This is a genomic window from Dehalococcoidia bacterium (genome assembly GCA_025054935.1).
GTDB lineage: Bacteria > Chloroflexota > Dehalococcoidia > SpSt-223 > SpSt-223 > JANWZD01.
Window position 1 is genome coordinate 43610 of the sequence record JANWZD010000013.1, and the last position, 26315, is coordinate 69924.

The 26315-nt window shown below is 67.0% G+C and carries 22 protein-coding genes; 8 read left to right on the top strand and 14 right to left on the bottom strand.

Going from position 1 to position 26315, the window contains the following annotated elements; genetic code table 11:
• Positions 1–2 precede the first annotated feature (2 nt).
• On the bottom strand, positions 3–782 hold the full coding sequence (locus NZ773_13240) for an IclR family transcriptional regulator (GenBank protein MCS6802887.1): 780 nt from the start codon (positions 780–782) through the stop codon (positions 3–5).
• A gap of 49 nt (positions 783–831) precedes the next feature.
• On the opposite strand from NZ773_13240, the gene NZ773_13245 reads away from it, so the two are divergent.
• Together NZ773_13245 and NZ773_13250 are read left to right on the top strand one after the other, a co-directional pair.
• Complete coding sequence (locus NZ773_13245; protein ID MCS6802888.1) at positions 832–2031, top strand: LLM class flavin-dependent oxidoreductase; 1200 nt, start codon at positions 832–834, stop codon at positions 2029–2031.
• Positions 2032–2142: 111 nt separating this feature from the next.
• The gene (locus NZ773_13250; protein ID MCS6802889.1) at positions 2143–3186 is read left to right on the top strand and encodes an LLM class flavin-dependent oxidoreductase; all 1044 of its coding nucleotides are present in this window, start codon (positions 2143–2145) and stop codon (positions 3184–3186) included.
• 450 nt (positions 3187–3636) lie between these two features.
• Here the strand turns inward: NZ773_13250 and NZ773_13255 are convergent, their stop codons facing one another.
• The 7 genes from NZ773_13255 to NZ773_13285 form a co-directional block, all read right to left on the bottom strand.
• The gene (locus tag NZ773_13255; protein MCS6802890.1) at positions 3637–5490 is read right to left on the bottom strand and encodes an ATP-binding protein; all 1854 of its coding nucleotides are present in this window, start codon (positions 5488–5490) and stop codon (positions 3637–3639) included.
• Positions 5491–5503: 13 nt separating this feature from the next.
• Positions 5504–6697 carry a hypothetical protein gene (locus NZ773_13260; protein ID MCS6802891.1) on the bottom strand — a complete coding sequence of 398 codons (1194 nt, stop codon included), beginning with the start codon at positions 6695–6697 and terminating at the stop codon, positions 5504–5506.
• The gene (locus tag NZ773_13265) at positions 6694–7428 is read right to left on the bottom strand and encodes an ImmA/IrrE family metallo-endopeptidase (GenBank protein ID MCS6802892.1); all 735 of its coding nucleotides are present in this window, start codon (positions 7426–7428) and stop codon (positions 6694–6696) included. The genes NZ773_13260 and NZ773_13265 overlap by 4 nt, the downstream gene beginning before the upstream one ends.
• Positions 7429–7776, bottom strand: coding sequence for a hypothetical protein (locus tag NZ773_13270; protein MCS6802893.1), 348 nt, complete (start codon positions 7774–7776; stop codon positions 7429–7431). It abuts the gene before it with no gap.
• On the bottom strand, positions 7766–8392 hold the full coding sequence (locus NZ773_13275) for a hypothetical protein (protein MCS6802894.1): 627 nt from the start codon (positions 8390–8392) through the stop codon (positions 7766–7768). Before NZ773_13275 ends, NZ773_13270 begins: the two co-directional genes overlap by 11 nt.
• Before the next feature lie 108 nt (positions 8393–8500).
• Positions 8501–9598, bottom strand: a complete 1098-nt coding sequence (locus tag NZ773_13280; protein MCS6802895.1) for an LLM class flavin-dependent oxidoreductase — start codon at positions 9596–9598, stop codon at positions 8501–8503.
• Positions 9599–9626: 28 nt separating this feature from the next.
• Positions 9627–10721 carry an LLM class flavin-dependent oxidoreductase gene (locus tag NZ773_13285; protein MCS6802896.1) on the bottom strand — a complete coding sequence of 365 codons (1095 nt, stop codon included), beginning with the start codon at positions 10719–10721 and terminating at the stop codon, positions 9627–9629.
• A gap of 214 nt (positions 10722–10935) precedes the next feature.
• On the opposite strand from NZ773_13285, the gene NZ773_13290 reads away from it, so the two are divergent.
• Complete coding sequence (locus tag NZ773_13290) at positions 10936–12507, top strand: ABC transporter substrate-binding protein (protein ID MCS6802897.1); 1572 nt, start codon at positions 10936–10938, stop codon at positions 12505–12507.
• A gap of 654 nt (positions 12508–13161) precedes the next feature.
• On the opposite strand, the gene NZ773_13295 is transcribed toward NZ773_13290, so the two are convergent.
• Positions 13162–13704, bottom strand: a complete 543-nt coding sequence (locus tag NZ773_13295; protein MCS6802898.1) for a pyridoxamine 5'-phosphate oxidase family protein — start codon at positions 13702–13704, stop codon at positions 13162–13164.
• A 75-nt stretch (positions 13705–13779) separates the two neighbouring features.
• On the opposite strand from NZ773_13295, the gene NZ773_13300 reads away from it, so the two are divergent.
• On the top strand, positions 13780–15027 hold the full coding sequence (locus NZ773_13300) for an MFS transporter (GenBank protein MCS6802899.1): 1248 nt from the start codon (positions 13780–13782) through the stop codon (positions 15025–15027).
• On the opposite strand, the gene NZ773_13305 is transcribed toward NZ773_13300, so the two are convergent.
• From NZ773_13305 to fabF, 3 genes are all read right to left on the bottom strand, one after another.
• Positions 15024–16154 (bottom strand): DUF4173 domain-containing protein, encoded by a 1131-nt coding sequence (locus NZ773_13305; GenBank protein ID MCS6802900.1) that lies wholly within the window; start codon positions 16152–16154, stop codon positions 15024–15026. The two genes, NZ773_13300 and NZ773_13305, sit on opposite strands and share 4 nt — an antisense overlap.
• Positions 16155–16783: 629 nt before the next feature.
• The gene (locus NZ773_13310; protein ID MCS6802901.1) at positions 16784–17239 is read right to left on the bottom strand and encodes a PaaI family thioesterase; all 456 of its coding nucleotides are present in this window, start codon (positions 17237–17239) and stop codon (positions 16784–16786) included.
• Entirely contained in the window at positions 17223–18617 is a 1395-nt protein-coding gene (fabF, locus tag NZ773_13315; GenBank protein MCS6802902.1) for a beta-ketoacyl-ACP synthase II, read from the bottom strand. Before fabF ends, NZ773_13310 begins: the two co-directional genes overlap by 17 nt.
• A 115-nt stretch (positions 18618–18732) precedes the next feature.
• On the opposite strand from fabF, the gene NZ773_13320 reads away from it, so the two are divergent.
• The 3 genes from NZ773_13320 (at position 18733) to NZ773_13330 (ending at position 21258) form a co-directional block, all read left to right on the top strand.
• Positions 18733–19527, top strand: coding sequence for a hypothetical protein (locus tag NZ773_13320; protein ID MCS6802903.1), 795 nt, complete (start codon positions 18733–18735; stop codon positions 19525–19527).
• Positions 19524–20612 carry a DUF1786 domain-containing protein gene (locus NZ773_13325; protein MCS6802904.1) on the top strand — a complete coding sequence of 363 codons (1089 nt, stop codon included), beginning with the start codon at positions 19524–19526 and terminating at the stop codon, positions 20610–20612. The genes NZ773_13320 and NZ773_13325 overlap by 4 nt, the downstream gene beginning before the upstream one ends.
• Positions 20613–20928: 316 nt before the next feature.
• On the top strand, positions 20929–21258 hold the full coding sequence (locus tag NZ773_13330) for a rhodanese-like domain-containing protein (protein ID MCS6802905.1): 330 nt from the start codon (positions 20929–20931) through the stop codon (positions 21256–21258).
• A 704-nt stretch (positions 21259–21962) separates the two neighbouring features.
• Here the strand turns inward: NZ773_13330 and purE are convergent.
• Complete coding sequence (gene purE, locus NZ773_13335; protein MCS6802906.1) at positions 21963–22502, bottom strand: 5-(carboxyamino)imidazole ribonucleotide mutase; 540 nt, start codon at positions 22500–22502, stop codon at positions 21963–21965.
• Positions 22499–23704, bottom strand: a complete 1206-nt coding sequence (gene purK, locus NZ773_13340) for a 5-(carboxyamino)imidazole ribonucleotide synthase (GenBank protein ID MCS6802907.1) — start codon at positions 23702–23704, stop codon at positions 22499–22501. Before purK ends, purE begins: the two co-directional genes overlap by 4 nt.
• 118 nt (positions 23705–23822) lie before the next feature.
• Here purK and NZ773_13345 point away from each other — a divergent pair, with 118 nt between their 5' ends.
• Positions 23823–26300, top strand: coding sequence for a zinc ribbon domain-containing protein (locus NZ773_13345; GenBank protein MCS6802908.1), 2478 nt, complete (start codon positions 23823–23825; stop codon positions 26298–26300).
• Positions 26301–26315 lie beyond the last annotated feature (15 nt).

Sequence of the window (26315 nt, forward strand, 5' to 3'; positions counted from 1 at the left end):
GCTCACCGGGCGCCGAAGGCGCGGCTGATCGCCTGCGCGGCCGTTTGGACGTCGGGGAGATGGGCAGCGGCGCGCGCGAGCGGCCAGCGCGACGCTGGTCCGACGACTGAGAGCGCCGCGATCGCTCCCCGCGGCCCGAGCACGGGGACCGAAACGACATTGAACTCCGGCGCTCGCTCTGCCGGCCCAATCTGATAGCCGCGCGCCGCGATTTCCTCGATGAGCGCGCGCAGCCGGCCGGCCTCCTCCTCGCCGCGGGTGGCGCGCACCCAGTCGAGATAGGCGTCGCGGGCGGGGGACGGCGCGAAAGCGAGCAGCACCTTTCCCGGCACGCCCGCTTCAAGGCGGTCTGGCGTGTCGAGCGCGGCGGCGAAGTGGGCGGGATGGCGGCTCTCGACTTGGAGAATGCAGACGCGCTCGCGGCCGAAGCTGGTGACGAGCGTGACTGTCTCCCCGGTGCGGTCGCGCAGGTCCTGCATCGGCGGCAAGGCAGCCCAGCGCAGATGATCGCGCTGGTTGAACTGCTCGACCAGCACCCAGAGACGAGCACTAACGCTGTAGCGGCCTGTCACCGGGTCGTCGTAAATGACGCCGAGGTCGAGGAGCTCTTGAAGAAGCCGGTGGGCAGTTGCAGGCGCAAGCCCGGCGCGGCGCGCGATCTCGCGTGTTGACGCGCCGGCGGGAGCGGCAGCGAGCCCTTCAAGCAGGGCGAGGTAGCGCCGGAAGGCGCCGCGCCGGACGGCTGGTTGACGGCGGGTCGGCATGGTGGCTATACTGCTCATACTTGAAACAGTGTAGCTCATTTTTGAAACAGCGACAAGGAGGAGAGCGGTGCGTGTCGGGCTCTACATCAACCCCCAGACGCCGGGGCCGGGCCATGATTACCGATTGATCACCGAGGTGATCGACCAAATCGAACTGGCGGAATCGCTCGGCTTCGAGGACGTCTGGCTGACGGAACACCACTTCACCGATTACAACGCCTATAGCGACCCGGTCGTATTCGCTGCCGCTCTCAGCCAGCGGATCAAATCGATGACGGTCGGCTTCTCGCTCGCCGTTGTCCCCTTCCATCATCCGATCCGCTTCGCGACGCAGATGAACTTGCTTGATAACCTGCTCGATGGCCGCCTGATCGTCGGCGTCGGCCCCGGCAACTCGCCCGATGAGTTCCGCGGCTTCGGATTGGACGCCACCAAGCGTCATGAGATGAACCGCGAATTCATGGAGATCGTCGAGCAGGCGTGGGCGGCGCCGCCGGAGGGCTTCGAGTATCACGGCACGTACTGGAGCGGGGTCGTCAAGGGCCGGATCATTCCGGAGCCGGTCCAGAAACCGCGTCCGCGCGTTGCGTGGGCTACTCTGACGCCAGAGACCGTCTACTTTGCCGGCAAGAAGGGCTATTCGTGGCTGATCGGTCCCCAGAACCAGTACTGGGTCGCGCCGCGCATCAAGCGCTATATGGATGGCTTGCGCGACAGCGGCCTCTCTGAGGAGATGCAGCAGCGCGCCTGGTACGGCACCGGCATCCTCCGTCAGATCTACTGCGCCGCGCCGGGGGAAGATTGGCGCGAGACGATCGGTCCGTATATCGACACGTACATCCGCAAGGCCGCCAAGGCGAATACCGGCATCGACGACCTGCCGAAAGATGACTTCGAGCGGCGCAAGCAGGGCTATCTCGGCAACTGGCTGTATGCTGGTACCGCCGAGGAGCTCGTCGAGAAACTGGCGCCGTTCGGCCGGCTGGGCGCGCGCCATCTAATGTGCTGGCTGAACTTCGGCCACCTGCCGGACAAGCTGATCAAAGAATCGATGCTCCGCTTCGCTGCTGATGTTCTGCCGAAGCTGAAAGAGGTCACCTTCGAGCCTGCCTATGTCGACGAGGTGATCGCTGCCACGCCCGAAGGCCCGCAGTTCTGGTCGCCGTCGGTTACCGCCTCCGGCAAGCGCGAGAAGGGCGTCGCCCTCACCGAGGAGCAAGCGGCGGCACAGGCGGCGGTTGGCCTGCAGGTGCAGAACATCCCCTAGGGCGCTGGCCTACTCCGCTCGGGCGAGGCGTGCCAGCCTCGCCCGGACCGTGGGTGCAGGGACTTTCCCGCTCGCTCCCAGCTTGCGCGCGGCGGGACAGGAGGTGCGGCGTTGAGGATCGGGCTCGCGAACATCTACAGTCTTCGGCCCGGGTCGACGTGGCGCGAAAGCTGGGAGCATCTCGTCTGGCAAGTGCAGTTCGGCGATGCGCACGGCTTCGCGAACTTCTGGCTGACCGAGCATCACTTCACCGAGTACGGCGCGAGCGGGTCCCCAAGCGTCATCCTCGCCAATCTCGCCGCGCTGACGCGCCGTATCCGGCTTGGCTACAGCGTGGCGCTCTTGCCCTTTCACCATCCGGTTCGTCTCGCCGAGGAGATGCTCCTCATCGATCAAATGAGCCAAGGCCGGCTCGACATCGGCGTCGGCCGCGGCCATGCGCCGCTCGAGACCGCGGTCCTGTGCCCGGACCCCGAGCGCGCCGTCGACCTCTTCGAGGATGCCTTCGCTCTGATCGCGCTCGCCTTCCGCGGCAAGCCGTTCGCTTTTGCGGGCAAATACTGGCGCTTCCCTGAGATCCAGCTCTACCCCTTGCCCTACCAGCAGCATCCCGAGATGTATATGGTGATGACCTCGCCGCGCTCGATCGCCTTCGCGGCGCAGCACGGCGCCATCCCCGTGCTCGGCAACCGGCCAGGCGAGATGCTGCGCGAGCAGCTCCGTCAGTACGAAGAAGCAGCGCGCGCCGCCGGCACTCCCGAGGACCTGCTCCAGCATCGGCTGCGCCGCGTTTCGGCGTCTCGGTTCGTGGCGATCGGCGACTCACGCCAAGAAGCGTATGAGACAGCGCTCCGCGAGGTGGCGCACTATCGCTATGCGCTCCAACTCTATCAGCTGCCGGTCGGTGACCCTGCGTTCCACCGCGAGATCCGAGAAACGGTGCCGGTGGTGGCGACGGAGGAAGAACTGCTGGGAGCAGTGCTGTGGGGCACCGCGAGCGACCTGATTGAGCAGCTGCGCGAACTCGAGCGCGTCGGGATACGTCAGCTCTCAATCTCGCTCGACTCGCCAGTGACGCCGCCCGAGGAGGGGCGTCGCCGGCTCGAGCGCTTCACCCGGGAGGTGCTGCCCGCGCTCGATGGCGCGGCCGCCTAAGCGCGGCGACAGGCGAACAGCACCGGGCGGCAATGATCGGGACGCGGCGCGAGCAGCGCGTTGCTCGTTGAGCATGAGGCCGACAACAGGTCGCGCCGCAGGAGAAGAAAGCGGCTCTCCGGCTCGCAGCGCAGCCCTCGCCGGCCGCACTGTCGGCGTCGAGGAACTGGATGACGAGCGACGTCCTGCTCAAGCGTTCGCGCCGACCGTCACGATGCAGGCGCTTCAGGGACGAGACGCCGACTGCCGCCCAGGAACGGGAGCGATGTCGCCCCCGCTCATCCGCGCAGGGGTGACCAGTTCGCCGAATGTCCTGGCGCCGAACTGCAGAACACCGCCCAGGATCAGCGGGTCGAGAAGGGGCTCGAAGGATGCCCGCCAAACGCTCACCGAGCGCGGTGTCCGCCCGTTCTGACCGGCGGCTCGCCGGCGCGGTCGGAAAGAAGGCCGTCAGTCAATCAGCCGCAGCTTCACCGGCGTGGGATCCATCGCGACGAGCAGGGGCTGGCTGATGCTGGTGAAGGAGACGACCGCCTGCCCGGGCGCAAGGCTGCCAAGCTGCCGCCACAAGCCGTCGTCCACGGTGCCGAATGCCTGGCGGAGGTCGCGGAGGACCGTCGCGTCGGTCAGTCGGTGGAGGATGACGTTGTTGACGAGGCCGAGGATTTCCCGCGGCAGGTGCTGCGGCGACTGGGAGACGAAGCACAGCCCGAGGCGGCGCTTGCGGCCGCGCCGCGCGATGCGGGCGATTTGGTTGAACAAGATCGGCATCTGCTTCACCCGCTCGGCGGAGATGAACTCGTGGGCCTCTTCGACAATCACGAGCGTGCGCGGCGGCGGATTGCCGTTCCGAACCGAGCGGTCAAAAGCTTTTTCTTGTTCCACCTGCACCAGCCGCAGCACCTCCGCGATGGCGAGGTTGCGCTGGTAGGGCGACTCCATCTCTGAAAGGTCAAAAATGCTGACGGTCCCGGGTTCGACCAGCTTCACTTTAGTGAGGCGGGTGCCTTTCTCGTTGTCGAACATGCGCAAACGGCGGATGACGCCGAGCCGGCCTTGAAGCGCGCGCCAGCTTGCGACGTTTTTCGGCGGCTGCTCGTTGATCGCCGCTTTTATTGCTTCAGGGAAGTGGCTTGACCAGAGCGGATTTGGATCCCAGAGGGAAGAAGGCTCCTTCTTGCCGTCGAGCCAATCGGCAAAGGCGCGCACCACGTCATAGAGCGCCGAGAGGCGCAGCCCTGGGAAGCCGCGCTCTTGGTCGTCCCACTGCAGTCGTCGCTCGCGCTCGCCGTTGAGGAAGACGTGGATCGTGAGATCGACGGCAAGCTCATACGCGCGGTAAAACCGCTCGATTTGCGCTTCGCTCAGTTCCAAAATCTCAGCGATGGTTGCTGGCGCAAGCTGGTCGAACATGAGGGTAAACGGCTGCCGGCACGGATGCGCGGGGTTGCTTGACCCATGGCCGACGAGGTGATAAAGCCGGATCGCCTCTTTGGGGATCCCTCGCGCCTCCTGACCACGCTCCCGCAGGAAGCGCAGCATCGTGGCGTCGTCTGTCGGTTCGTGAATGAAGGTATATTCGCCTTCGACATCGAGGACGATGATCGCCATCCCTCGCGCTCGCGCTTCGGCGATCAGGCGCGAGACGGTCGTGCTCTTGCCGCTGCCGGTGCTGCCGAGGACGGCAAGGTGGCGCGGCAAAACACTCTTGTCGCTCGAAGGGATCCGCACCTCGAGATTGTTGTAGCCGACGGCGCGGCCGAGCAGGATGTCGCCCTCGACCTTGAGGAAGCGCTTGACCTCCTCTTCCGACAGGAGAAAGACGGGGCTGTTTGGCCGCGGCCGGAAGCGCGGCGGCTGCAGCTGCAGCGAGCCGTCCTCCACCTCCTCGCCGAGGATCTCGACCGCCGCGCGTCCGTGATAGTGCGGGAGGAACATCGAACTTCCGCGCGCGGCCGTCGTCGTGATGATCGGCGAGTCGCCGCGCAGCCCGTCCGGTTCGTGAAAGGGGCCGCTGATGACCACACCGAGGAATGAGCGCGCCGCGGCATTATCGGTTGCCTCGGTGCGGATGCGGACGAATGTCCGATTGGCCACCCGGTCGAGCTGGCCGGCGGGCACGATCACCGTCACCGTGCCGTCATCGCTCGCTGGGGTGTCGAAGAGGGTGACGCCGACCGACCCCTGCCGATGGGCTGCAGGCTGCAGTTCGCCGCCGAGGGCGGTGATCTCCTCGTCGATACGGGCGACTGCCGCTTCGGGAACGGGCCGCGGGGTCACTTCAGTCGTCAGGCTCGTGCTCATGGCACCTCCAGCATCAGCGGGTCTCGCGCTCGCTGAGGTAGCGGTAGGGCTTGCCGCGCGCTGCGTAGGCAGCCCGGACGAGGTCAGCGATCGAGGCGGGGTCAAAGACTGCGCGTGCCACTGCGTCCGCGAGGTCGATCAGCAAGGGAAAGCCGCGGTGCTCATGAAGCGTCGAGTCGGCAAGCGCGATCAATGCTGCTTCGTGGACGCGCTCGCGGTGAGCGTAGAAGACATAGGGAGGAGCGAACTCGGAGGCGCGGTAAACGCCGCGCACCAGCTTCGGCCCGTACTCGTCGATGAACTCGCGCGCCTCATCGCGGGAGCGGCGGAGGTAGGTCTCTGCCTCGACGATGCGGCGCATCGCGTCCTCAGCCGTGTCGTAGACGACGTACTCCAGCGGGCGAAGCGCATCGCCGATCGTCAGGAGGTCGCGTTCGGTCGTCTCGCTTTGGACGAAGACGAACTTCTCGAAGTCGATGAGCCGGCGCAGCAGGTCGAGGCTTTTCCTCAAGAACTCCGCGCTGCCCGAGCCGGTGAGGAGCGGGAAGGAAACGGGATTGCCGTGGCCTAAGCGCCAGGGCGCGCGTCCCATCTCGAGCAGGATGGCGCGCTCCATGTAGGCCATAATGCCGGAGCGGCCAAGTTGAGTCAGCCGCGCGTGGCGGTCAGCGGGATGCCCATTCTCGCGGATGCGGCGGTCCAGCAGTGCCACCAGCTCGTCGAACGGCGTCATCCCGCGCAGCCGGAGGTCACGCCGGTAGAGCCGATGCCCCCACGTGCCGTAGCTGCCGTCGTAGGAGACCAGCACGACGCCGATCGACATGACGGTCAGCGGGAGCGTGTCGTGGGCGACGCTTGTGCCGTCGGCCGCCTCCACTCCGCCGCGGAAGAGGAGCCCGAAATGCTGGCGGCGGATCAGCTCCGGGGTGGCGGCGTAGAAGCCTATCTCGTCCCCGAGGTCGCGGCTGGCGAGCCGGGCTTCCTCGATGCGGCCAAAGATGTGCTGCCGCACGGCAAGTTTCGTGGCATCGGCCTGGCGAAGTGCTTCGTCCACCTCCTCATCCAGCCGGCGGTAGAGGTCATCGAGCTGATCAGCGGGCTGCCAAGCACGCGGGTCGAGGACGCGGTCGAGCGGTTCGCCGTAGCCGGCGGCAAACTCGTCGCTTGGCGGCGCGGGGCCGTTGCCGGGGAGCAAGACGTCGCTCATGGCGTCTGCGCTCCGGCAAGCCACGCCGGCAGCCGGCGGTCAAGGTGAAGGCACGTGAGCAAGCGCCCCGCATAGCTGGCCGCGACCGCCGGCGGAAGGGAGAACGCCGCGACCAGACGCTCGGTCAGGACTGTCGGGCGCTCCAAGGGCGGCAGGTCGGCCGTCGCTGCCGCGAGCGGCAGCGCTGCGTCCGCTGGCGCGATCAGCTCGATCGCGAGGCGGTCGGCGTCGCTCTCATGCGCCATTGTGGCGAGGGTGTCGTATTCGAACAGATCAACGTAGGCACCAAGGGGAACACCTCGCAGCACTGCGCTCAGCCGCTCGTCGTCGGTGGGAGGGCGATCGCCATCCAGCACCGGCGCGATGGCAGGGCCGAGCAGCCTGAGTGCGCGCTCGCGCGGACGCTGATAGTCAGCGAGATAGTGGGCGAGCTCGTGGGCGAGGGTGAACTGCTGCTCCTCTGGAGGGTCGCTGCCGTCGATGAAGATGACGCCGGTGTCACGCTGGACGAGCAGGCAGCCATGCAGCCGCCCGCTTCTGCCGTCAAGCTGGGGCGCGATCCCATAGCGGGCCAGCCACGCATTCACCGACTGGGGGCGGAGCCGAGGCAGGCGGACGACAACGAGCGGCGTCACGAGGCTGATGGCATCTTCGAGGCGGGGGCGCGGTCCCGGGCCGACTGCGCGCCAGAACGCCTCGGCGAGCCCCTCGATCCACGCCGGGTTGAGCACTTACGGCTCCTCGTCCTCCTCGCGCCAGCGCGCTGCCTGCAGGTTGAATAATTCTTCTCGACGCGGCCTTCGCCCGAAATGCGTCATGCGAACGATCCGGGCCAGCGCAAAGGGCGAGGCGCCGGTCCGGTCAGCGATGGCGCGGATGTCTTCCGCGAAGAATTCGTCACGCGGGATGCCGCAGAGGGCAAGGCGCGCCAGCCCCCTTTCATCGACGCCAAGCTCTTTCGCCAGCATCTCGTCGGTCAGCCGGTGGACCTCTTGATGACGCGCCAAGAGCGACCCCAAAAGCTTCGGCTCCTGGCGGGCGCGGCGGGCGGCGTGAAGGAGGAAGGCCTCAGTTTCCATAGCGCCACCCTCGCCGCCGCAGCGCCCGCTTGAGCCGGATCCTGATGCGATCCTTCGTCTGCTTGACTCGGCGCCGCTGCTCCTCTTGGCTCAGATGCGTGATCCGGAGGACGCGGGCAAATGCCTGCGTCGAGCGCACGCCGCGCGCCATCAATAGGAACACCTGACGATCCTGTTCGTCCGGCAGCTCGCGGAGAATGGTATCGATAAGCACCGGGTCCACCTCCTGTACCCAGCGGTCCGGATCGACTGTCGGGTCGGCGAGCCGTTCCGCTAGTGGAGTGTTCCCTTCTTCCGCGAATTCTGCGACAGCCTCGAGGGACAAGACCTGCTGATGCTTGCGCTCGCTATTGATTCGATTCTTCAGGTCTCTCTCGGCACTCATCCGAAGGTAGCCGAAGAGGGAGCCGCGATCCGGCTGATACGTCGTGGGGCGGTGGATCAGGTCAAAGAGGGTGTCGGTCACGGCGTCGGCAATCCACGTCTCATCGACGCGGTATTTCCCGGCGAGCCATCGCGTGAGTGCCGGCCCTGCGTGCTCCACAAGGTCGAGCGACGCAGTCGGGTCGCCAGCGAGAAGGCGTTCGTGGGTCGCGCGCAGTGCGGTTTCGTTCATCCAGTCCATCATATCTATTATACGCGATCTTCGCGCAGAATGCGAACATCTGTTTTGGTGGAGCTCCACAGGACGGGATGCGCGCTCGCTGCTGAGGGAAACCGGCGCTCAGCGGCGCGGCGCAATGTGCTCGCCTTCGGCCGCGATCCGGCGCTGCAGATCTGGGTCGGGAGCGATAGCCGCGAGAGCAGGAAGCACGTCGGCAGCGTAGCGCGTGATCGAGCGGCGCACGAGCTCATCGGGCAGGTAGCCGAAATTGAACCAGCACATGAGATGGCCGATGCCGAGCTTCGCGTAGGGCGTGAAGCGTTCGATCAGTTCCTCTGCCGTCCCGTAGGCGAGCCACTTTTCCTTGAAAAAGGCGCGGCGCTCCTCGAATTTGTCCTTCGGCATGTTGTCGATGCCGAAGTTTGCCTTCAAACTCTCGCGCACATAGTGCGTGATGTACTCTCCGATCGACTCCTCGATATCCTCCCCGGGAGCGAGCACGTAGATCTGGCGCATGTAGCCGGTATGCGCCCAAGCGCGGGCCCGCGCTTCCTCGCTCACGCCTGCTTCGCGCTGCCCCTTGTCGAGCCGATAAATCAGCGGCTTGAGCGTCTCCAAGGTGTGGTAGGGCGCAATCAGCCATGACCATCCTTTGCGGCCGATCAATTCGACGGTCGCCGCAGTATCGGTGCCCCAGGCCACATGCGGATGAGGCTGCTGCACTGGCGCCGGGATGACACGCCCTTTCACTGTGCCGCGCCAGAATTGGCCTTCGTAAGAAAATCCGTCGGGGTCTTGCTGCCACGCTTTTTCGAGCACTTCGACGAACTCGGCGATCATCGCGTGGCGGTCGGCGGCGTTGAGCCCATACCCGCGGAATTCGTCCTCGGCGTTGCCCGGCCCGATGCCGATGACGACGCGCCCATCCGTTAGCTGGTCGAGGAGGTTCGCCTGCACTGCGAAGCGGACCGGGTGATGGAGGGGAGCGACGGCGAGCGAGAAGCCGATCCGCAGGCGCGGAGTACGCTGACTGATCGCCGCAGCGAGCAGGAGGGGGTCGCTGTAGGTGTTGTAGTTGCTGAAGTGATGCTCGGTCAGCCAGACGTCCTCGAAGCCGAGCCGCTCGGCGAGGTCGATCTGCCCCAACACTTCCTTGATGAGGCGGCGGTCGTGAGCAGGGCCGCGGGTTTGAGGGTTGATATAGATGCTCGATCGCATCAGCTGCCTCCTCGGAAGAGCGCGGCGGCTAGCGCGGGCGCCACGCTTCGGCTTGGACACCCTCGGCGACGATCTGATCGACATACCCCGGCTCCGGCTTCGTTGCGGCGAGGACCGGGGCGACATCGGCGGCGAAGCGCATCATCGACTGGCGAACTTGCCAGTCTGGCATGTGGCCGAAGGTGAACCAGCACATCAGGTGCGCGATCCCCATTTTGGCGGCCGGCGTCAGCCGCTCGATCAGCTCTTCGGCGGTGCCAGCGATCAGCCAGTTCTTGAGGTACCCTTCTTTGCGCCGCTCGAGGTCATCTTTCGGGAGATAGTCGATCCCGGAGTTGGCAAGGGCGCTTTTGCGGATGTAGGTCTCGATGTAGGGGGCGATCGTCTCGCGCCAGTTTTCGCCGGGGGCAGCGCAGTAGATCTGGCGCAACTGACCAGTGTCGAGCCAGGCGCGCGCCTTCGTTGCTTCGTCCAGCCCCGCCTCGTCCATAGCGCGGGCGTAGGCTTGGAGTCGGGGCGCGACGATACTCTCGTGCTGGGGGCCGATCAAGAGCGACCAGCCGCGGCGGCCGATGCGCTCGATCGTTTCCATCGTTGTCGTGCCCCAAGCGATGTGCGGATGCGGCCGTTGGAGCGGCGTCGGGATGACGCGTCCCCGCACCTCGCCGTTCCAGTATTTCCCTTCGTAGCGGAAGTTCTCTTGAGTCCAGGCCTGCTCACAGATCGCAAGAAACTCATCGAGCATCGCGTGGCGTTCGTTCACCGGCAGCCCGTAGCCGCGAAACTCGTCCGGCGAGTTTCCCGCTCCGATCCCGATCACCAGCCGGCCGCCGCTCAAGCGGTCGAGCAAGTTGCACTGAGTGACGAAGCGGATCGGGTGGTGGTAGGGGATGACTGCGACAGAGAAGCCGATCTTCAGGCGCGGATTGCGCTGGCTGATCGCGGTCGCCAGCACGAGGGGGTCTGAGTAGGCGTTGTAGCCGGTGAACGCATGCTCGGTGATCCAGACGTCGTCGAACCCGAGCTGCTCGGCGAGATCCACCTGCCCGAGCACTTCATCGATAATGCGTCCGTCATCCTCAGGGCCAGGGGTCTGCGGGTTGACGTAGAAGCCGACGCGCATGGAGCGTCCTCCGGACGGTGATCAACGTCGAAGGATACGCTGCTCTCCCAGTTCGAGACAAATAGCGGCGCGTCTCCCGTTCTCTCGGCGCGACTGTCGAGACAACCGCCAAGAGGTATTGGCGAAGTCAATCGGAAATATTGCCGACGATACTTTTTCGTTCTAGGATACAGTCGATCTCCGCATCGAGACTGGGGTAGACGAGAGGAGGCGTATGGGACACAAGTTCTGGAAGGCAACCCTCGCAATCGCGCTCCTTCTTGCCGGGTGTACGCCCGCGCCGACCGGCGGCCTCGCTCCTGGCGCGCCCGCGCCGCCGGGTGAACAGCGTGCCGAGAACCAAGTGATCCGGGTCGGCGTCAACGCGCTCCCGAACAATCTCACCCCCCAAGCGACGACCACATTCAACCATATGTTCTACCCGCTCTACGACTCGCTGACGGTGCTGAACAACCGCTATGAGCCGCAGCCGCAAGTCGCAGAGCGCTGGGAGCTGTCGGGCGATGGGCTGACCTGGCGCTTCTTCATCCGCAAGGATTTGAAGTGGCCGGATGGGTCCAGCCTGACGGCGCAGGATGTCGTCTTCACCATCAGGACGACCCTCGAGCAGAACTGGGCGAACCGCACCAACCTCGCGAGCATTCAAGAGGCGGTGGCGGTCGACGACTGGACCGTTGAGATCCGTACCCGCATTCCAGACATGGCGCTGGTGAACAACGGGATCTACACCTACATTGTGCCGCAGAAATATTTCGAGTCGGTCGGCTTCGAGGGGTTTGTCCAGCGGCCGGTCGGCAGCGGGCCGTATGAACTGGTCGAATATCAGGCCGGCCAGATCGCCCGCTTCCGCAAGAAGGCGTCCGGCCACCCCTTCCGCCAAGTGCAGCACGACGAACTGATCTTCCAAGTGCTGCCCCAAGCCACCGCTCAGATCAGCGGACTGCGCACCGGCGAGATCGACCTCGTCACCCAAGTTTCCTACGTGGGCGACCAAGTCGAAACGCTGCGGCGGGCTGGCCTTGAGATCATTGTCAGCGAGACGGCGAACATCACGTTCAACTTCCCCAAAGTGACCTTCGAGACGAACAACACTCCGCTTCGGGACAAGCGGGTGCGCGAGGCGCTCAACTACGCGGTTGACAAAGAGGCGATCGCGAATATCATCTTCAAAGGGCTCAATCGCGCGGTCGGCCAGTACGGCACGCCGGGCTCCCCGTTCTGGGATGACTCGGTGCGGCCGATCCCCTACAACCCAGCGCGCGCTCGTCAGCTGCTTGCTGAGGCGGGCTACCCGAACGGCTTCAAGCTGACGCTGGATACGACGCCCGGCTTTGTCCCGCCTGATGTCGCGCTCGCAGTGCAGTCCAACCTGCGCGATGTGGGCGTTGAGGTCGAGATCAACCAGATCGAGGCGGCGGCCTTCTTCGACAAGTATTTCGGTCGTGCCGCCAAGGGCGATATCTTCCCGCTCCAGTCGGGCGAATCGAACGGCTTCTTCGGCTCGCTCCGCAACGCCTTCTCCTGCACCGGGCCCGGCGGAAGCCCCGGCCTCGGCTTCTACTGCAACCCCGAGTTCGATCAGCTGATCGCCCAGGCCTACGCCGAGCGCGACCCGGCGAAGCGGCGGGAGATCTTCCTGCGCGCCAACAAGGTCATCCGCGAGGACTTCCCCGGGATCTTCCTCGTGACGCAGCCGGCGCTCACCGTCCACAATCCGAAGATCAAGGGCATCTCGCTGATGACCCCGAACATCTACCGCTTCGATAGCGCCTATCGCGTCCAGTAAGCCCCTCTTCTTCGCGATCGAGCGGCGGGCGGAAGCCCGCCGCTCCTGCTTTCTTCGCGCTGCCGGGCGAGCACGCTCGCTCTCGGTCAGCCTAGTGCGCTCGCCTCCCCCGCCGCTCGGCCCCGGCGGGAACAACAGCGAAAGCGAGGCTGACTGCCCGAGAGGCGCTGCTGAGGGCGGGGCTCGACCCTCGGGATGACGCCTGCTCTGGCGAACGGCGCCGCCCAACGGCTGGCTGCGCAGCCGTCCCCCAATGAGGCGCAGCTTGGCGGCGACAAGGGGCGCAGAGGAGGGCACCGCTCATTCGCGCGCCCGGTGACCGCGATGCTCCCTCCCCGCGACGGAAGGGGCGCGTGGTTTCGGCAGAGCGCCGGTGATGCCCCGGTGGCCGCGGCGGGAACGTGCCGACCGTGGCGCTTGCTGAGCCGGTCGATCGCCGGCGACCGCTCCGACGCGGTGGAGAGGCGAACGGACGGAGCTCGAGACCCCAGTCTGCCGGCGGCGTCCCTCGCGGGGAGCGCGGCAGCGACGGTTGCGGTCCCTGCGGGGGCAGCGGTGTGAAGAACGCGCCCGCCGCCCGGAAAGAGCGTGCCAACAGGCGCGGCACTGTCGCGCGCTGCGAACTGAACTGCTTCGTGCCGCGCTGCCGCCGCCTCAGCGCGAGAAGTCGCGGTAGAGCGCCGGCGTATCGCGGCCGAGAAACCCCTCTGCGCGGACAAGCGTCGGCGTGGTGCGCAGCAGAAGGCGAACCCAGTCGTCTCCCGGGTGGAGGTCGCCGAAGCCGGTGACTGCGCGCCGGCGCTCGTAGAACGCTTGGATCTCTTCCGGGTCCTCGATGATCTCGCAGACGCCTTGCAGCCAGACGCTCTTCAGCCACCGGTCGCCCGGCGGGTTCAGTTCGACCCAGAGGTAGCCTACCTGCGGGTTGTTGCGGATATGGCGGTTCTTGAGGTGCTCGCGCTGGCTGATCGTCTGCACGGTCCACCCTTCGGTGAAGGCGCTCACCGGTCGGCAGTGCGCTCGGCCGTCCTTGCGGTGGGTGATCAGAAACTTGGCCGTTCCCGGCGCGTGATGCTGGATAAACGCTTTCACCTCCGCGCGGACGCGCTCCGCATCTTCTGGCGGTGCTTCGCGCTCGCGCGCAAGGATTTCCGCTCGCGTCATCGCTCGGTAGTGGTCGATGAATTTGTGCTCCACAGGCCCCTCCTCCGTGCAGCACAGCGTAGGCCGTCAGCAGCGCGGACGCAATCGGCCGCCGTGTATGCTCTCGCTATGTTCTACGGCTGGTGGATTGTCATCGCGTGCGGCGCGATCCTCGGCACGGTGATCGGGTTCAGCTTTTTCGCCTTCGGGGCGTTCTTCGCGCCGCTCGAAGCGGAGTTCGGCTGGACGCGCGGCCAGATTTCATCGGCCGTGTCGCTTTCGTTTTTGGCCGGCGGGACTCTCTCTTTCGTCGTCGGCCGGCTCGTCGACCGCATCGGGCCGCGCGCGGTCATCGCCTGCGGCGGCGTGGTGCTCGGCGGGGCGCTCATTCTCTTCTCGCTCATCAGCCAGTTTTGGCAGCTGATGGCCGTTCTGCTCCTCATGTCGGTCGGCCGCGTCGCCTCGACGAACCCGGCGCTCAACGTCACGATCGCGACGTGGTTCATCCGCCGCCGCGGGCTCGCCTTCGGTCTCTCCCGCATCGGGCTGAGCGTCGGGTCGCTCGTGGCGGTGCCGTTCACCGCCGCCGTGATCACGGCCTTCGGCTGGCGGACAGCGGTCCAAGTAAGCGCGGCGCTGACGCTCGCGATTGTCGTGCCGCTCGCGGTCCTCGTCCTGCGTCGCCGTCCTGCCGATCTCGGGCTCCGGCCGGATGGCGACCCGCCGGCCGCGCCGGCGTCCGGCATTGCTCCCGCTCACGGGGAATCGACCCTCGGCGCGACGTTTCGCGATGCCGTCCGAACGCGCGCCTTCTGGGCGATCGCCATCGCGATGGTCTGTTATTTCTTCGGGACCGACGCACTCAATCTCCACCTGGTGCCTTTTCTGACTGGGAGGGGAATGGACTACCAAGCGGCGGCGGCAGTTGCCGGCGCGATCCCTGCCACCTACATGATTGGAGGACTGGTCGGCGGCGCCCTCGCCGACCGCTGGTCGCCGCGGCTCGTGCTGGCGGTCGCCTTTGCAATGACGGCGCTTTCGATGGCGGGGCTGTGGGCCGTTGGCGGGAGCGCGCTCATCTGGGTGGTTGTCCCGATCTTCGGCATCGCCGCTGGCGGTGTCATCGCGGTTCACGCCTCGTTCATCGCCGATCTCTTCGGCCTGCGAGCGTATGGCTCGATCCTCGGCGCGGTCTTCCTCGTGATGACGGCCGGCACCGTCCTGGGGCCGATGACGGCCGGCCTTCTCTTCGATCACACCGGGAGCTATGACCTTCCGTTTCTCCTGTTTGTCCTGATGGAGCTCGTGGGGGGCAGCGTCATCTTGCTTGCCCGTCCGCCTCGGCCGGCGCTCACTCCTGTTGCGGAGGCGGTCTAGCGCCCTTGTCGAGAAGCGGTTGCGCCGACGTCCTCGGGAAAGAGAGCGTCGAAGGGTCGGCTGCTCCGCTCTTCACGCAGCGGCGGCCCGAAGCGGGCATCGAGCGCTTGGCGAGCGAGGAGGACCGAGAGGTTGGCGCTGCGCCAGTCGCGTTCTTGCCCTGCGAGTTCGCGCTGCTTGCGGCGGAGGATCGTCGCCAGCTCGCGCTGCTCTGCGGGCGGCAGGGTGTCGAGCGCTGCGACGAGGGTCGGCACGGCGTCGGTTGACGTCCGGCCGAGGTACGCCACGTCGAGCGATTTGCCGTAAACGGTCAGCCGCTCGATATTGCGGGCAGCGATGAAAGCGTCTGGGTCGAGCGCGTTCAGCCCGATGACGAACGCGATGCACGACCCGAGCAGCCCCGCTGAGAGGATCCGGCTGCGACCGGTCCACAGCGCGGCGACGAAGAAGGCGAACACCGCTCCCAGCCAGAGCGTCACTCCATGAGAAAAGAGCCGAGCTTGGGTGAAGCCGAATTCCAGTTCATAGAGAAACAGCCGCCGGAATGAGGAGAGAAGCATCACCACCGCGCAGGCGACCATCACCGTCGCGAGCGCGTTGAAAACAATCCGCTGCGCCGGCTGCTCGCGCCGCGTGCGCCATTCCAGCGTCCAGATGACGCCGAGCGTCAGGATCGCCGCCACAAGGAGCTGAAAGAACCCTTCGCGGGCGTACTGCGCGTACGAGATACCGTCTCCGCGCAGCGCGAGATGGTCCGGCCCGAGGAAGAGATACTGGAGCTGGATCGCGACGAACGCCAAAAAGAGCAGGTCGACAAGGACGAGCGCGATCGTCGCCTCGACAAAGCCAAGCCGCGGCAGAGCGACCACGGTCGGCGCGCCCGGCGCGCCGAAGAGCGCCCGCAGCGGGTCGCGCTCTTTTGGACCGAGCGCGAGATCGAGCGCTCCCACTGCCAGCCAGCTGAACAAGGCGATGAGCCCTCCTTGCTGCAGGAGATCGCGGAAGGCGAACTGAGAGAGCAAATCGCCGACATAGCCGGCGAAAACGCGGTCGGCCGAAATGAAGAGGGCGGTGAAGAGGCAGAGCAGGGGAGAGGCGAGAACGAGCCCGCCGGCGACCGGCAGCATGGCGCGACGCGCGGCTTCGCTCGGTCGCCCGCCCTGCCGCGGCCAGCACTGCAAACGGCCGGAAGGCGAGGTTGAACCACGTCACGAACTGCGCCCATGACTGACTGCCGACCCCGAGGCGCGTGACCGGCGGCCCAGCATACCGCGCCAGCAGCAGCCCGCTTAGGCCGATGATTGCGAGACTGTTCATCAGGAGAAGCAGCAGGTTGGCCCGCGCCGCGATCATCGCCGCGCAGAAGAGGACCACGAGCAGCAGCCACAGGTTCGCTCTCGCCGGCCGAACCCCGACCGCAAATCCGAGCCCCATCAGTATCGCGAGTCCAAGGAGGATCGAGAGCGAGATGCCGGCGCCCGGCGCTTGTCTGGAGATCAGCAGCGTAGCGGTGACACCGAACCCCAGCCCGGCTGCGACAACAACGGTTGGGGAAAGCTGGCGCACGGGTGCGTTCAAGCCGGCCTCCAGCAGGATCAACGTTCGGCATCCCTTGCGGTTCCGGTTGGGCAGGCATTTGCAGCGGCGCGCCGGAGAGCGCCGACGCCCGAATGTGCCGGAGGAAGGTGAGTGCCGTGGAGAGTGCCGCGCGATCGGCGTGCCTGCGGTTTACGAGGCAGCCTGGACAGCGACCGCGCTAGTCCTCGAAGCGGATAATCTCTTCCAGTTCGCGAATGCGCGCGTCCGGCAGGCGGACGAACAGCCCGCGGAGGGTGGCGACGAGAGCGTTGTCATCGGCGCGGCGCGCCTCGCCAGCGAGTTCCAAGGCGCGCGAGCGCTCGCTGACGATCCGCCCGGTGAACCGCAGCGCCTCGCCAAGGCGCGCTGGCTGGAGGTAGCGCACTTCGGCGCGCGCGGTAACGACCCACGAGGCGCGCAGGTAGGCTGCCCGGCCGGTCACTTCGTCGAGGATCGCGTAGAGCAGCCCGCCGTGGACGATGCCGGGGTAGCCTTGGTGGCGCTCGTCCGGCGTGAACTCCGTCCACACGGTCTCGCCGTCTTGCCAGAACGTCAAGTTGAGCCCGATCGGATTGGCTGCTCCGCAGACGAAGCAGCCCTGGTAGCGCGGCTGGCGGCTAGTCGACGCGCTCATACCGGCTGAAGACGAGGCAGGCGTTCTGGCCGCCGAAGCCGAAGCTGTTCGACAGCACATGCTGGACGCGGATTTTGCGCGCTCCTTCGGTCACATAGTCGAGGTCGCAGGCGGGGTCGGGAGTGCGGAGGTTGATTGTCGGGTGGATCTGTTGGTCCCGGATGGCGAGGACGCAGGCGACCGCTTCGAGTCCGCCTGCGGCGCCAAGCGCATGCCCGATCATCGACTTCGTCGCCGACACCGGGATCCGGTAGGCTGCCTCGCCAAACGCGCGTTTGATCGCATTCGTTTCGGCGACATCGCCAAGTTCGGTTGAAGTGGCGTGGGCGTTGATCCAGCTAATGTCGGACGGACTGAGGCCGGCATCGGCGATGGCGCGGAGCATCGCGAGCGCTGCGCCCCGGCCCTCGGGGTCCGGCGCAACGAGATGATAGGCATCGGCCGAGGCGCCGTATCCCGTGATCTCCGCCAGAATGACCGCTTCGCGGGCGAGCGCGTGCTCGAGGCTTTCGAGAATGAGGATGGCCGCACCTTCGGCAGGAACAAAGCCGTTGCGGGTCAGGTCAAAAGGACGCGAAGCGCGCGGCGGGTCGTCGTTGTCCGTTGCTAAAGCGCGCATGACACAGAAGCCGGCCAAGCCAAGCTCGCTAATCCCCGCTTCCGTGCCGCCGGCGATCATCACATCTTGCGCTCCCCGCCGGATCAGCTCGACGGCCTCGCCGATCGCTTGGGTTGCCGCAGCGCACGCTGTCGTTACGGTCGAAGAGTAGCCGGTCAGCCGGTGGCGCAGCGAAATCTGCGACGCCGCCATGTTCGGCAGGATCATGGGGAAAAAGAGCGGGCTTACTTTCATTCCGCCGCGAGCGACGAGGGTGCGCATCTCGGCATCGATATTCGGAAAGCCGCCGTTCCCGTTGCCGATAAGGACCCCAATCCGGTCACGGTCTTCCGCCTCGGGACGCAGCCCCGCCGCTTGGATCGCTTGGTCTGCCGCCGCTACCGCCAGCTGCGTAAACCGCGCCATCCGGCGCGCCTCTTTGGCATCAAGATAGTTCCGCGGGTCGAAGGTGCGCACCTCAGCGGCAATCCGGCAGGGATAGTTGGTGGGGTCGGTGAGGGTCATCGGGCCGACGCCGGACTCGCCGGCGAGCAGGGCGGCCCAGAAGGCGTCAGGGCTTTCGCCGAGCGCGGTCATCGCGCCGAGGCCGGTAACGACGACGCGATGGCGAGCGCGACCCGGTCGGAGCGACTCGAGCAGCGGCCGCGCTTCGGGCGGACGCCCAAGCGCTTCTTCCGCTTCTTCGACCGCTTCCTCAATCGATTGTTCGAGCAGACTGCGGGGAGGGCGCGAGGCGGAGTACGGGTCAGCGGAGGTCATGGAGCCACCTCCCAGAACGCAGACGAGATCGGCAGGTGGAGGTAGGCGTGGGCTACCATCAAAGCGACCAATTGTACACCGCCGGCACGCCGCCGCTGCCGGCGAAGGAGGCGTCATGCCAGCCAGTGCCCCGCTGCGCGAAGCGCGGGACGTGCTTGCCCGCTGGATCGACGAGTCGCGCTGCTTTGTCATTTTCACCGGCGCGGGGATCAGCACGGAGTCGGGCATTCCCGACTTCCGTGGGCCAAACGGCATCTGGACTACGGTCAACCCGGCGCAGTATGACTTCCAAGCCTATCTCACCGACCCCGAGCTGCGCCGCCAGCGCTGGCGGGCCTACTGCGAGGGCGGGCTTGGCGCTTCCGCGGAACCGAATGCGGCTCACTACGCCGTCGCCGAGCTGATCCGGCTGGGGATCGCCGACTGCGTCATCACGCAAAACGTCGATGGGCTCCATACGCGCTCCGGCGTGCCGGATGACCGGCTGCTCGAACTGCACGGCAGCAACCGCTTTGCCAAATGTCTCTCCTGCTGGACACGCTATCCCCGCGAGGTGACCCTCGCATGGCCGCCTGATCCTGTCGCGGGAGTGCCGCTCTGCCCGGGCTGCGGCGGGCTGATGAAATCGGGCGGGGTTTCCTTCGGCGAGCCGATGCCTCCTGCCGAGACTGCCGAAGCGATCCGCCGCTCGCGCGCGGCCGACCTCTTTTTGGTCATCGGCTCCTCTTTGCTGGTGTACCCCGCCGCCGCGATGCCGGTATATGCCGTCGAAAGCGGCGCGCGGCTCGTCATCCTGAACATCGGGGAGACCCCGCTCGACCGCATCGCCGATCTTCGGATCGAGGCGAAGGCGGGCGAATTTCTCCCCGGCGTCGTGGAGCAGGTGAAGCGGCGGCGGGGGATCGCGTGAGGATCCTCGCTGTCGACGTCGGAACGGGCACCCAAGACGTTCTGCTCTTCGACCCGGCGCGGGAGATCGAAAACTGTCTTCAGCTGATCCTGCCGTCGCCGACGGTGGTTGTTGCGGAACGGATTCGCGCCGCGACCCGGCGCCGCGACCCGGTTGTGCTGACGGGCCGGCAGATGGGCGGAGGGCCCTCGGCGTGGGCGGCGCGCGACCATGCGCTCGCCGGACTGCCAATCGCCGCGACCCCTGAAGCTGCGACGACCTTCGACGACGATCTCGACCGTGTAAGGGAGATGGGGATCACGCTCGTCTCGGAGGAGGAAGCGGCGCGCTTGCCCGGCGTTCACCTCCGTCTCGGGGATATCGACCGCGCGCGGCTGCTCAGCATTCTTGCCGCCTATGACGTGCCGCCGCCTGAGGGGTGGGCGGCAGCGGTCTTTGACCACGGCGCTGCCCCGCCGGGCGTCAGCGACCGCGCCTTCCGCTTCGACTACCTCGCCAGTCGGATCGATGAGGGGCTGACTGGGCTCGGCTTCCTCGCGGCGGAGATCCCGCCGCAGATGAGCCGGCTCCGTGCCGTGGCTGCGGAACTGAACGAGAGCGGGCCGCTGCTGGTCATGGATACCGGGCCGGCGGCGGTGCTTGGGGCGCTCGATGACCCGGCGGTATGCTGCCCTGGCATTGTCGCGAACCTCGGCAATTTCCATACGCTCGCCTACGCGCTTGACGAAGACGGGATCGCGGGTCTCTTCGAGCATCACACGGGCGAGCTGACGGCATTCCAGCTTGAGCGCTTGCTCCGACGGCTCGCTGATGGCACGCTCACCAACCGTGAAGTGTTCGAGAGCCAAGGTCACGGCGCGATTGTGCGCCGTTCTCTCCCGCGGGCTCCTCTTGCAATTACCGGCCCGCGGCGGGCGCTCCTTGCTGGGTCGGCACTGCAGCCTTACCTTGCGGTTCCTCATGGCGCAATGATGCTCGCCGGCTGCTTCGGTCTGCTGCGCGCCTGGGCCGCCAAAGATGCTGCGGTGCGCGAACAGGTCGAGCGGCGTCTTGGCCCGGGGCGTCCCCTAAAGAGCGTGCGCTGATGCTTCTTAGGGGTGCGGGCGATCGCACTGTCGCTGCGACCGCTTGCTCTTCCCTGCCCGCCACGTTCGGTCATGCCGTCGTCGCGAGGCAGCCGACAGCTGCGGTGGCAACGCCGAGCGGCGGAGTTGCGTTGGGTAGGCGGCCGAGGTTGCCGCGCCGGCAGCCGGTTTGCAGCGACGCTGGCAGGCGGTGGGGTGTGCTTTTCAAGCGGGGCTGAGGTGATCTGGGACGCTGAGTGCGGCGGCGCGCTGCGGCTGACGCTGAACCGTTCAGCACGAACGGTTCACCCCCTGCCTCTATACTTCCATTGGTGACGTGATTCGAGGTGCTATGCGGGTCGTTGCCGTTTTCGCCTTCTGGCTCCTCCTTGTTGGCTGTGCTGCGCCGAGCGCTCCTGGGGCGGGCACGCCCCCCAGCGCAACACCGACCACGGCGCAAGTAGCGCGCGTCTCGCCGGCGCAGGCGAAGGCGATCGCCGACGGCGGCCGCGGCGTCATCATTGACGTCCGCACTGCGGCGGAATTTGAACAGCGGCGGATTGCCGGCGCGATCCATGCGCCCCTAGACGCCATTCAGGCGAACCCGCGGCTGCCGGTCCTCGCCGCCATCCCTGCCGACCAAGAGCTGATCCTCTACTGCACCTGACCGGCAGAAGAATCGAGCGCCCGGGCGGCGCAACTGCTCATCGGCGCGGGTCGGCCGGCCGACAAAGTGAAAGCGATCTTGGGCGGGTTCGCCGCTTGGCAGCGCGCTGGGCTGCCGACTGAGCCGTAAACCGAGGACATTTTCTCCCCGCTCGACCGGGGCACGGAAAGCAGTTCGTCGGCGCTGCACCGGCGCAGGCTGAGCAACTCGCAAGAGGGCCCCGGAGCGTTCTCCTTCGATTGGCAAAGCATCTCAGGGGAACCGGCGAACCAATGCGCGACCGGTGAGACGGACAGTCGGACGTCCCGCCTTCCCCTCGCGGAAGGGATAGAGGGGGACTGGACCACCCCCGCTGCTGGAGGGCGCACCCGCGCTGGGTCCTCCCCTTCGCCTCCTTATGCCTAGCCGGCAGACGCGACCTCTCTCCGCAGAAGGTTGCCCGCGGCCGAGGCGATATCCCGCGGTGAACGCTCGCCGTCTCGATCCGAGCGCCGTGCTGCTTCCGCAGGGAAGCCGCGCCGTTCTGAGGGCGCAGCGGACCTTTCGCAGGGTGAGCGCACTCGCGAACTGCTTCTCTGCGCGGGACCGGCCGCGCCGCCGCTCGCTCCTGCCGGCGGCGCGCCTGCGGGGCTCGGCGCGGGACGGCCGGTCAAGGTCCCGCTCTCTTGGAACGGCGCGCCTCACTTTCTCGCGGAGGCGGGCGATCATCCCCGCTCGGGGAAAAACGGTGACGAGGAGGGGGGACGCCAGCTGCTCGCGCTGAAGGGCGGCTGCTCATTCTTCGCGCGCGACTCTGCGGCAAGGCGCTGCTGGTAGGCGAGCATCCGCTCGCGCAGCGCAGGGTCGGAAGCGGCGAGGATGCGGACAGCGAGCAGGCCAGCATTGCGCCCGCCTCCGATGGCGACGGTCGCCACCGGCACGCCGGCGGGCATTTGGACGATCGAAAGCAGCGAGTCGAGCCCGGAGAGCGCTTGCGAGCGCACCGGCACGCCGATGACGGGCAGCGGTGTCACCGAGGCAAGCATGCCCGGCAGGTGCGCCGCGCCGCCTGCGCCCGCAATGATGACCCGTAGCCCGCGCTGGTGGGCAGTCCGCCCATACTCCATCATGTCGAGCGGCGTCCGGTGGGCAGAGACGACGCGGATCTCATAGGGAATAGCAAACTCTGCAAGCACGTCTGCTGCCGGCTGGAGAGTCGGCAGGTCGGAGTCGCTGCCCATCACCACGCCGACGAGCGGGGTCATGCCTCTTCCCCAAAGCGGATCGCGGCGGCGGCTGCGCGGGCCCGCGCGGCCGCTTCGCTCACCTCTGCGCCTGTCACCGTGATGTGGCCCATCTTGCGCCCGCGCCGCGCCATCGTCTTACCGTAGAGATGCACTGCCGCGCCCGGAACCGCGAGCGCATCGGCGAGGCCCGCCGGCTGGCCAGGACCGTCGCCGTCGGCGAGAAGGTTCACCATCACCGCTGCCGGGACGCGCGGGGAGGGGTCGCCGAGCGGCAGGCCGAGCACGGCGCGGACATGGTTCTCAAACTGTGAGGTGACACACGCTTCGATGGTGTAATGTCCGGAGTTATGCGGGCGCGGCGCGAGCTCATTCACGAGGAGCCGCCCGTCTTCCAGTTCAAACAGTTCAACGCCGAGCGCGCCGACCACGCCAAACGTCTCGGCGGCGCGGGAGGCGACCCGGACAACGTCCTCAGCCGCGCCGCAGGGGAAGCGCACCTCATGGCAGATATTGTCGCGCTGGATCGTATGGACGGGGGGATAGGCGACGATCTCTCCAGCGTCGCTGCGGACGACCATGATTGCGAGTTCGCGCCGAAAGGCGACCCAGCCCTCGACATACAGCCCGCCCGGCCGCGCGGCGAAGGCGGCGAGCGCGGCAGCAGCCTCCTCCGGACCGCGCACGACCCGGTTGCCGCGGCCGTCGTAGCCGCCCCGCCGAGCTTTCAGCACGAGCGGCCAGCCGAGCGCCTCACCGGCTGCCACGAGGTCAGCCGCCGTCTCGACCGGCCGAAACGGCGCCACCGCAAGGCCCGCCTTGGCGAGCGTCTCCTTCTGAACCAGTTTGTCCTGGATTCGCCGGAGGGTAGCAGCGCCGGGGCGGACCCGCACGCCGGCCGCCTCCACCGCGGCGAGCGCGGTCGCGTCGACGAACTCGTGGTCGAGCGTGAGCGCGTCGAGATCCCGAGCGAACCGGACAAGGGTTGCCGGGTCGTCCCAGTCGCCTACCGTTTCGTGGGCGCCGGCAAGAGCAGCAGGGCTGCCGGGGGAGCGCTCGAGGACCTGCACGATCGCGCCGAGGCGGTGGGCCGGCGGAACCATCATGCGCGCAAGCTGGCCGCCGCCGACAACCCCAAGGCGAAAAGGACGGCGACAGCGTGCACGCGCGCCGAGGTCGCCGCGGCGCTCCTGTTCCGGCTGAACGGTGCTTGCTCCCATCATGTTGGCGGGCGAGGAATGTTGACTGCAGCGCGAGTGTAGCCGATTATGGAACGAGTTGCGGGCCTCCTGCCGTTAACCATTCGAAACTTGGCGCGCCGACCAGCGAGGAGAGCCGTTCATGGACTCGCAGTCTCCGTCGCCCCTCCCTTTGGCGCCCCTCCTCTCTCCGTCGACCCGCTGTTTTCACTGTGCGGCCGAGCTGCCGCCCGGAGCGAATTTCTGCCCCGGCTGTGGAGCGGTTCCCGGCCTGACCGCTGAGACTGAGCGGGGCTATATCGCCTACCTGCTGGCAGCGGTTGATGACTGGCTGCGGGCGCGCCTGATCGGCCCGCCGCTCGCCGACCGCATGACCGCTCCCTACCGCGCTCGGCTGGGGATCGCGGTCGCGGCGCCGGCTCCGGTCACGCCGCCAGCCGCTCCTGCTCCTCCTCGCCAGCCGGTCAATTTCACCGTCATCTGGGCGAACGCGCTGCTCTATCTCGGCGCGTTCTTCGTCGTCATCGCCTCCCTCTTCTTCCTGCTGCTGATTGAGAGCAATCTCGGCCGAACGGTCGTCGTGGGAGTGCTCGCCGGGCTTTTCTTCGTGACTGGGCTGATTGCCCGCCAGATCGCGCCGGTGCGGTCGGCGGGCATCGTCTTCACCGCTGTCGGCGCGCTGCTGGTGCCGATCGTCTTTCTCGCCTTCATCAACTGGCTCCGAGACGTCGGACCTCTTTCCGAAACCCAGCTCTGGCTCTTCGCCTCGCTCGCCTGCTTTCTGCTCTACCTCGCCTTCACGCTGGCTCGGTTCGGCCTGTTCTACGCCATCCTCACCCTGATCGCGTTCTCCTCGGTCGTCCAAGCGGCGCTGGCGGTCGCCGACCCGGTTCCGGAGTGGGCGGCGAGCTGGTGGGCGGCGGAAGCGCTTGTCCTGATGGCGCTCCACGTCGGGCTGCGCCGCTGGCTGCGGCCGCTCTTCGGACCGCTGATCCTCGGGTGGTCGCTCTTCTGGGCGATCGTCGCTTTCGTCGCGGCGATCCCGGCAAGCCTCTGGCCGAGCGACCCTGCTCCCGGCGTCTGGCCGTTTGTCTTCCTTACCCTCACGTTCATCGTGATGGCGTGGGGCATCGGCGACCCGATCAGCCCCTTGCTCGCCGGCCTCCTCATCCATGTCGCATCGGCCCAGACGGTGCGCTGGGCGGAGGGACCGGAGTGGGTCGGCTCGCTCGCGAGCATCGCGATCGCGAGCGGGCAGATTGCGTTCTGGTGGCTGCGCCGGGGGACGATCCTCGGGCGAGAGCAGCTGGTGATCGGGATCGGTGTCGCCCTCGTGGCTCTCTTCCCCCCGATCTTCGCCGAGACTCAGGGCATTGGCGCCGCCGCGGGACTGTATGTCACCGCACTGCTCAGCGCGACAGCCATTTTGACCCGCCGATCCTGGCTGCTCGCTGCGCCGGCGCTCTCGCTTCTCCCCGCGTGGTTCTGGCTGCTCGACGCGCTGCCGCTCGACCTCGAGGGGGCAGCGAACGCAGGGCTCGGCTATCTTGTCCTTGTCGTCGGCATCACGGCGCTGGCGCTGGCGCTGCCGCTGCGTCTTTGGGGGTGGCGGTGGATGCTCGGCGGTATCGCAGCCGTCTATGCCCTGTTCGTCGCTCTGCTGACGGTCGAGCAGGCAGGACATTCGGCGGTTGCGGCGTGGTCAATAACGCTGCTCGCCGCCGCGGCCGTGGCGCGCTGGCGCGTGTTGTGGCTGCTTGGGGGTGTCGCCCTCGCTCTCGTCGGCGCTGCAGCGGCCACGGCGCGCTGGCTGGGCGCTCCCCAAGAGACGGGCGGGCCGCTCATCGCGACCCTTGCGGTCGGCTGGGTTCTCGCCGGACATGCGCTCGGCGACCACCTCGGCCGCTGGGGGCTGGCGGCGCGCCTGGTCGGATTGGCGACAGGGCTGTTTGCGGTCTTTGTCGCCGGCGCCATCCAAGGCGAAGCGCTTGAGGAGGAGCGCCGCCGTCTTGCCGGACATCTGACCTCGTTCGTGATCTTCGTGCTGGCGCTGCTCATCGGCCTCGAAGTGCGCTGGCGTCGGCTGGCGCTCTATCCGGCGAGCTTCCTTGCCCTCTGCGCGCTCCTCTGGGAGCTGGGGGTGTTCGAAGTCGACAACCCGCAATGGTATGCCGTGCCGGCTGGTCTCTATTTTGGGGGCGTAGCGTTCCTCAGCGCCCGGGACCGCGACCTTGGCGCGACGGCGCCGGTGCTGTCAGCGCTGGCATGGGTGATCGGGGCGCTCGTGATCGGGCTGACCTCCCTCTCGCAGACGTTTGGCGAGGAGGGGCTTCGCTATGGCCTCATCCTGCTCGCCGAGTGTTTCGCGCTGCTGGGGGTGGGCGCTGTGGTGCGGAGCCGGGCCTTGTTGGCAACGACGGTCTTGCTAATGGTGCTCGCCGGGCTCCGCCTGCTGTTCGCCGAGCCGGGCTTCATTCCGTTCGTGCTGTTCTTGGCCGGCCTTGCGCTCCTTGCAGGCGGCGTGATCGTCCTCGCGGTGGTCGGATGGCGACGCGCGCGCGGAACATCGCCAGAGGAGCCGCCGGGCAGGCCGCCGATTGCGGGGGCAGGTCCCCCATGATAGCATGCGCGGGCG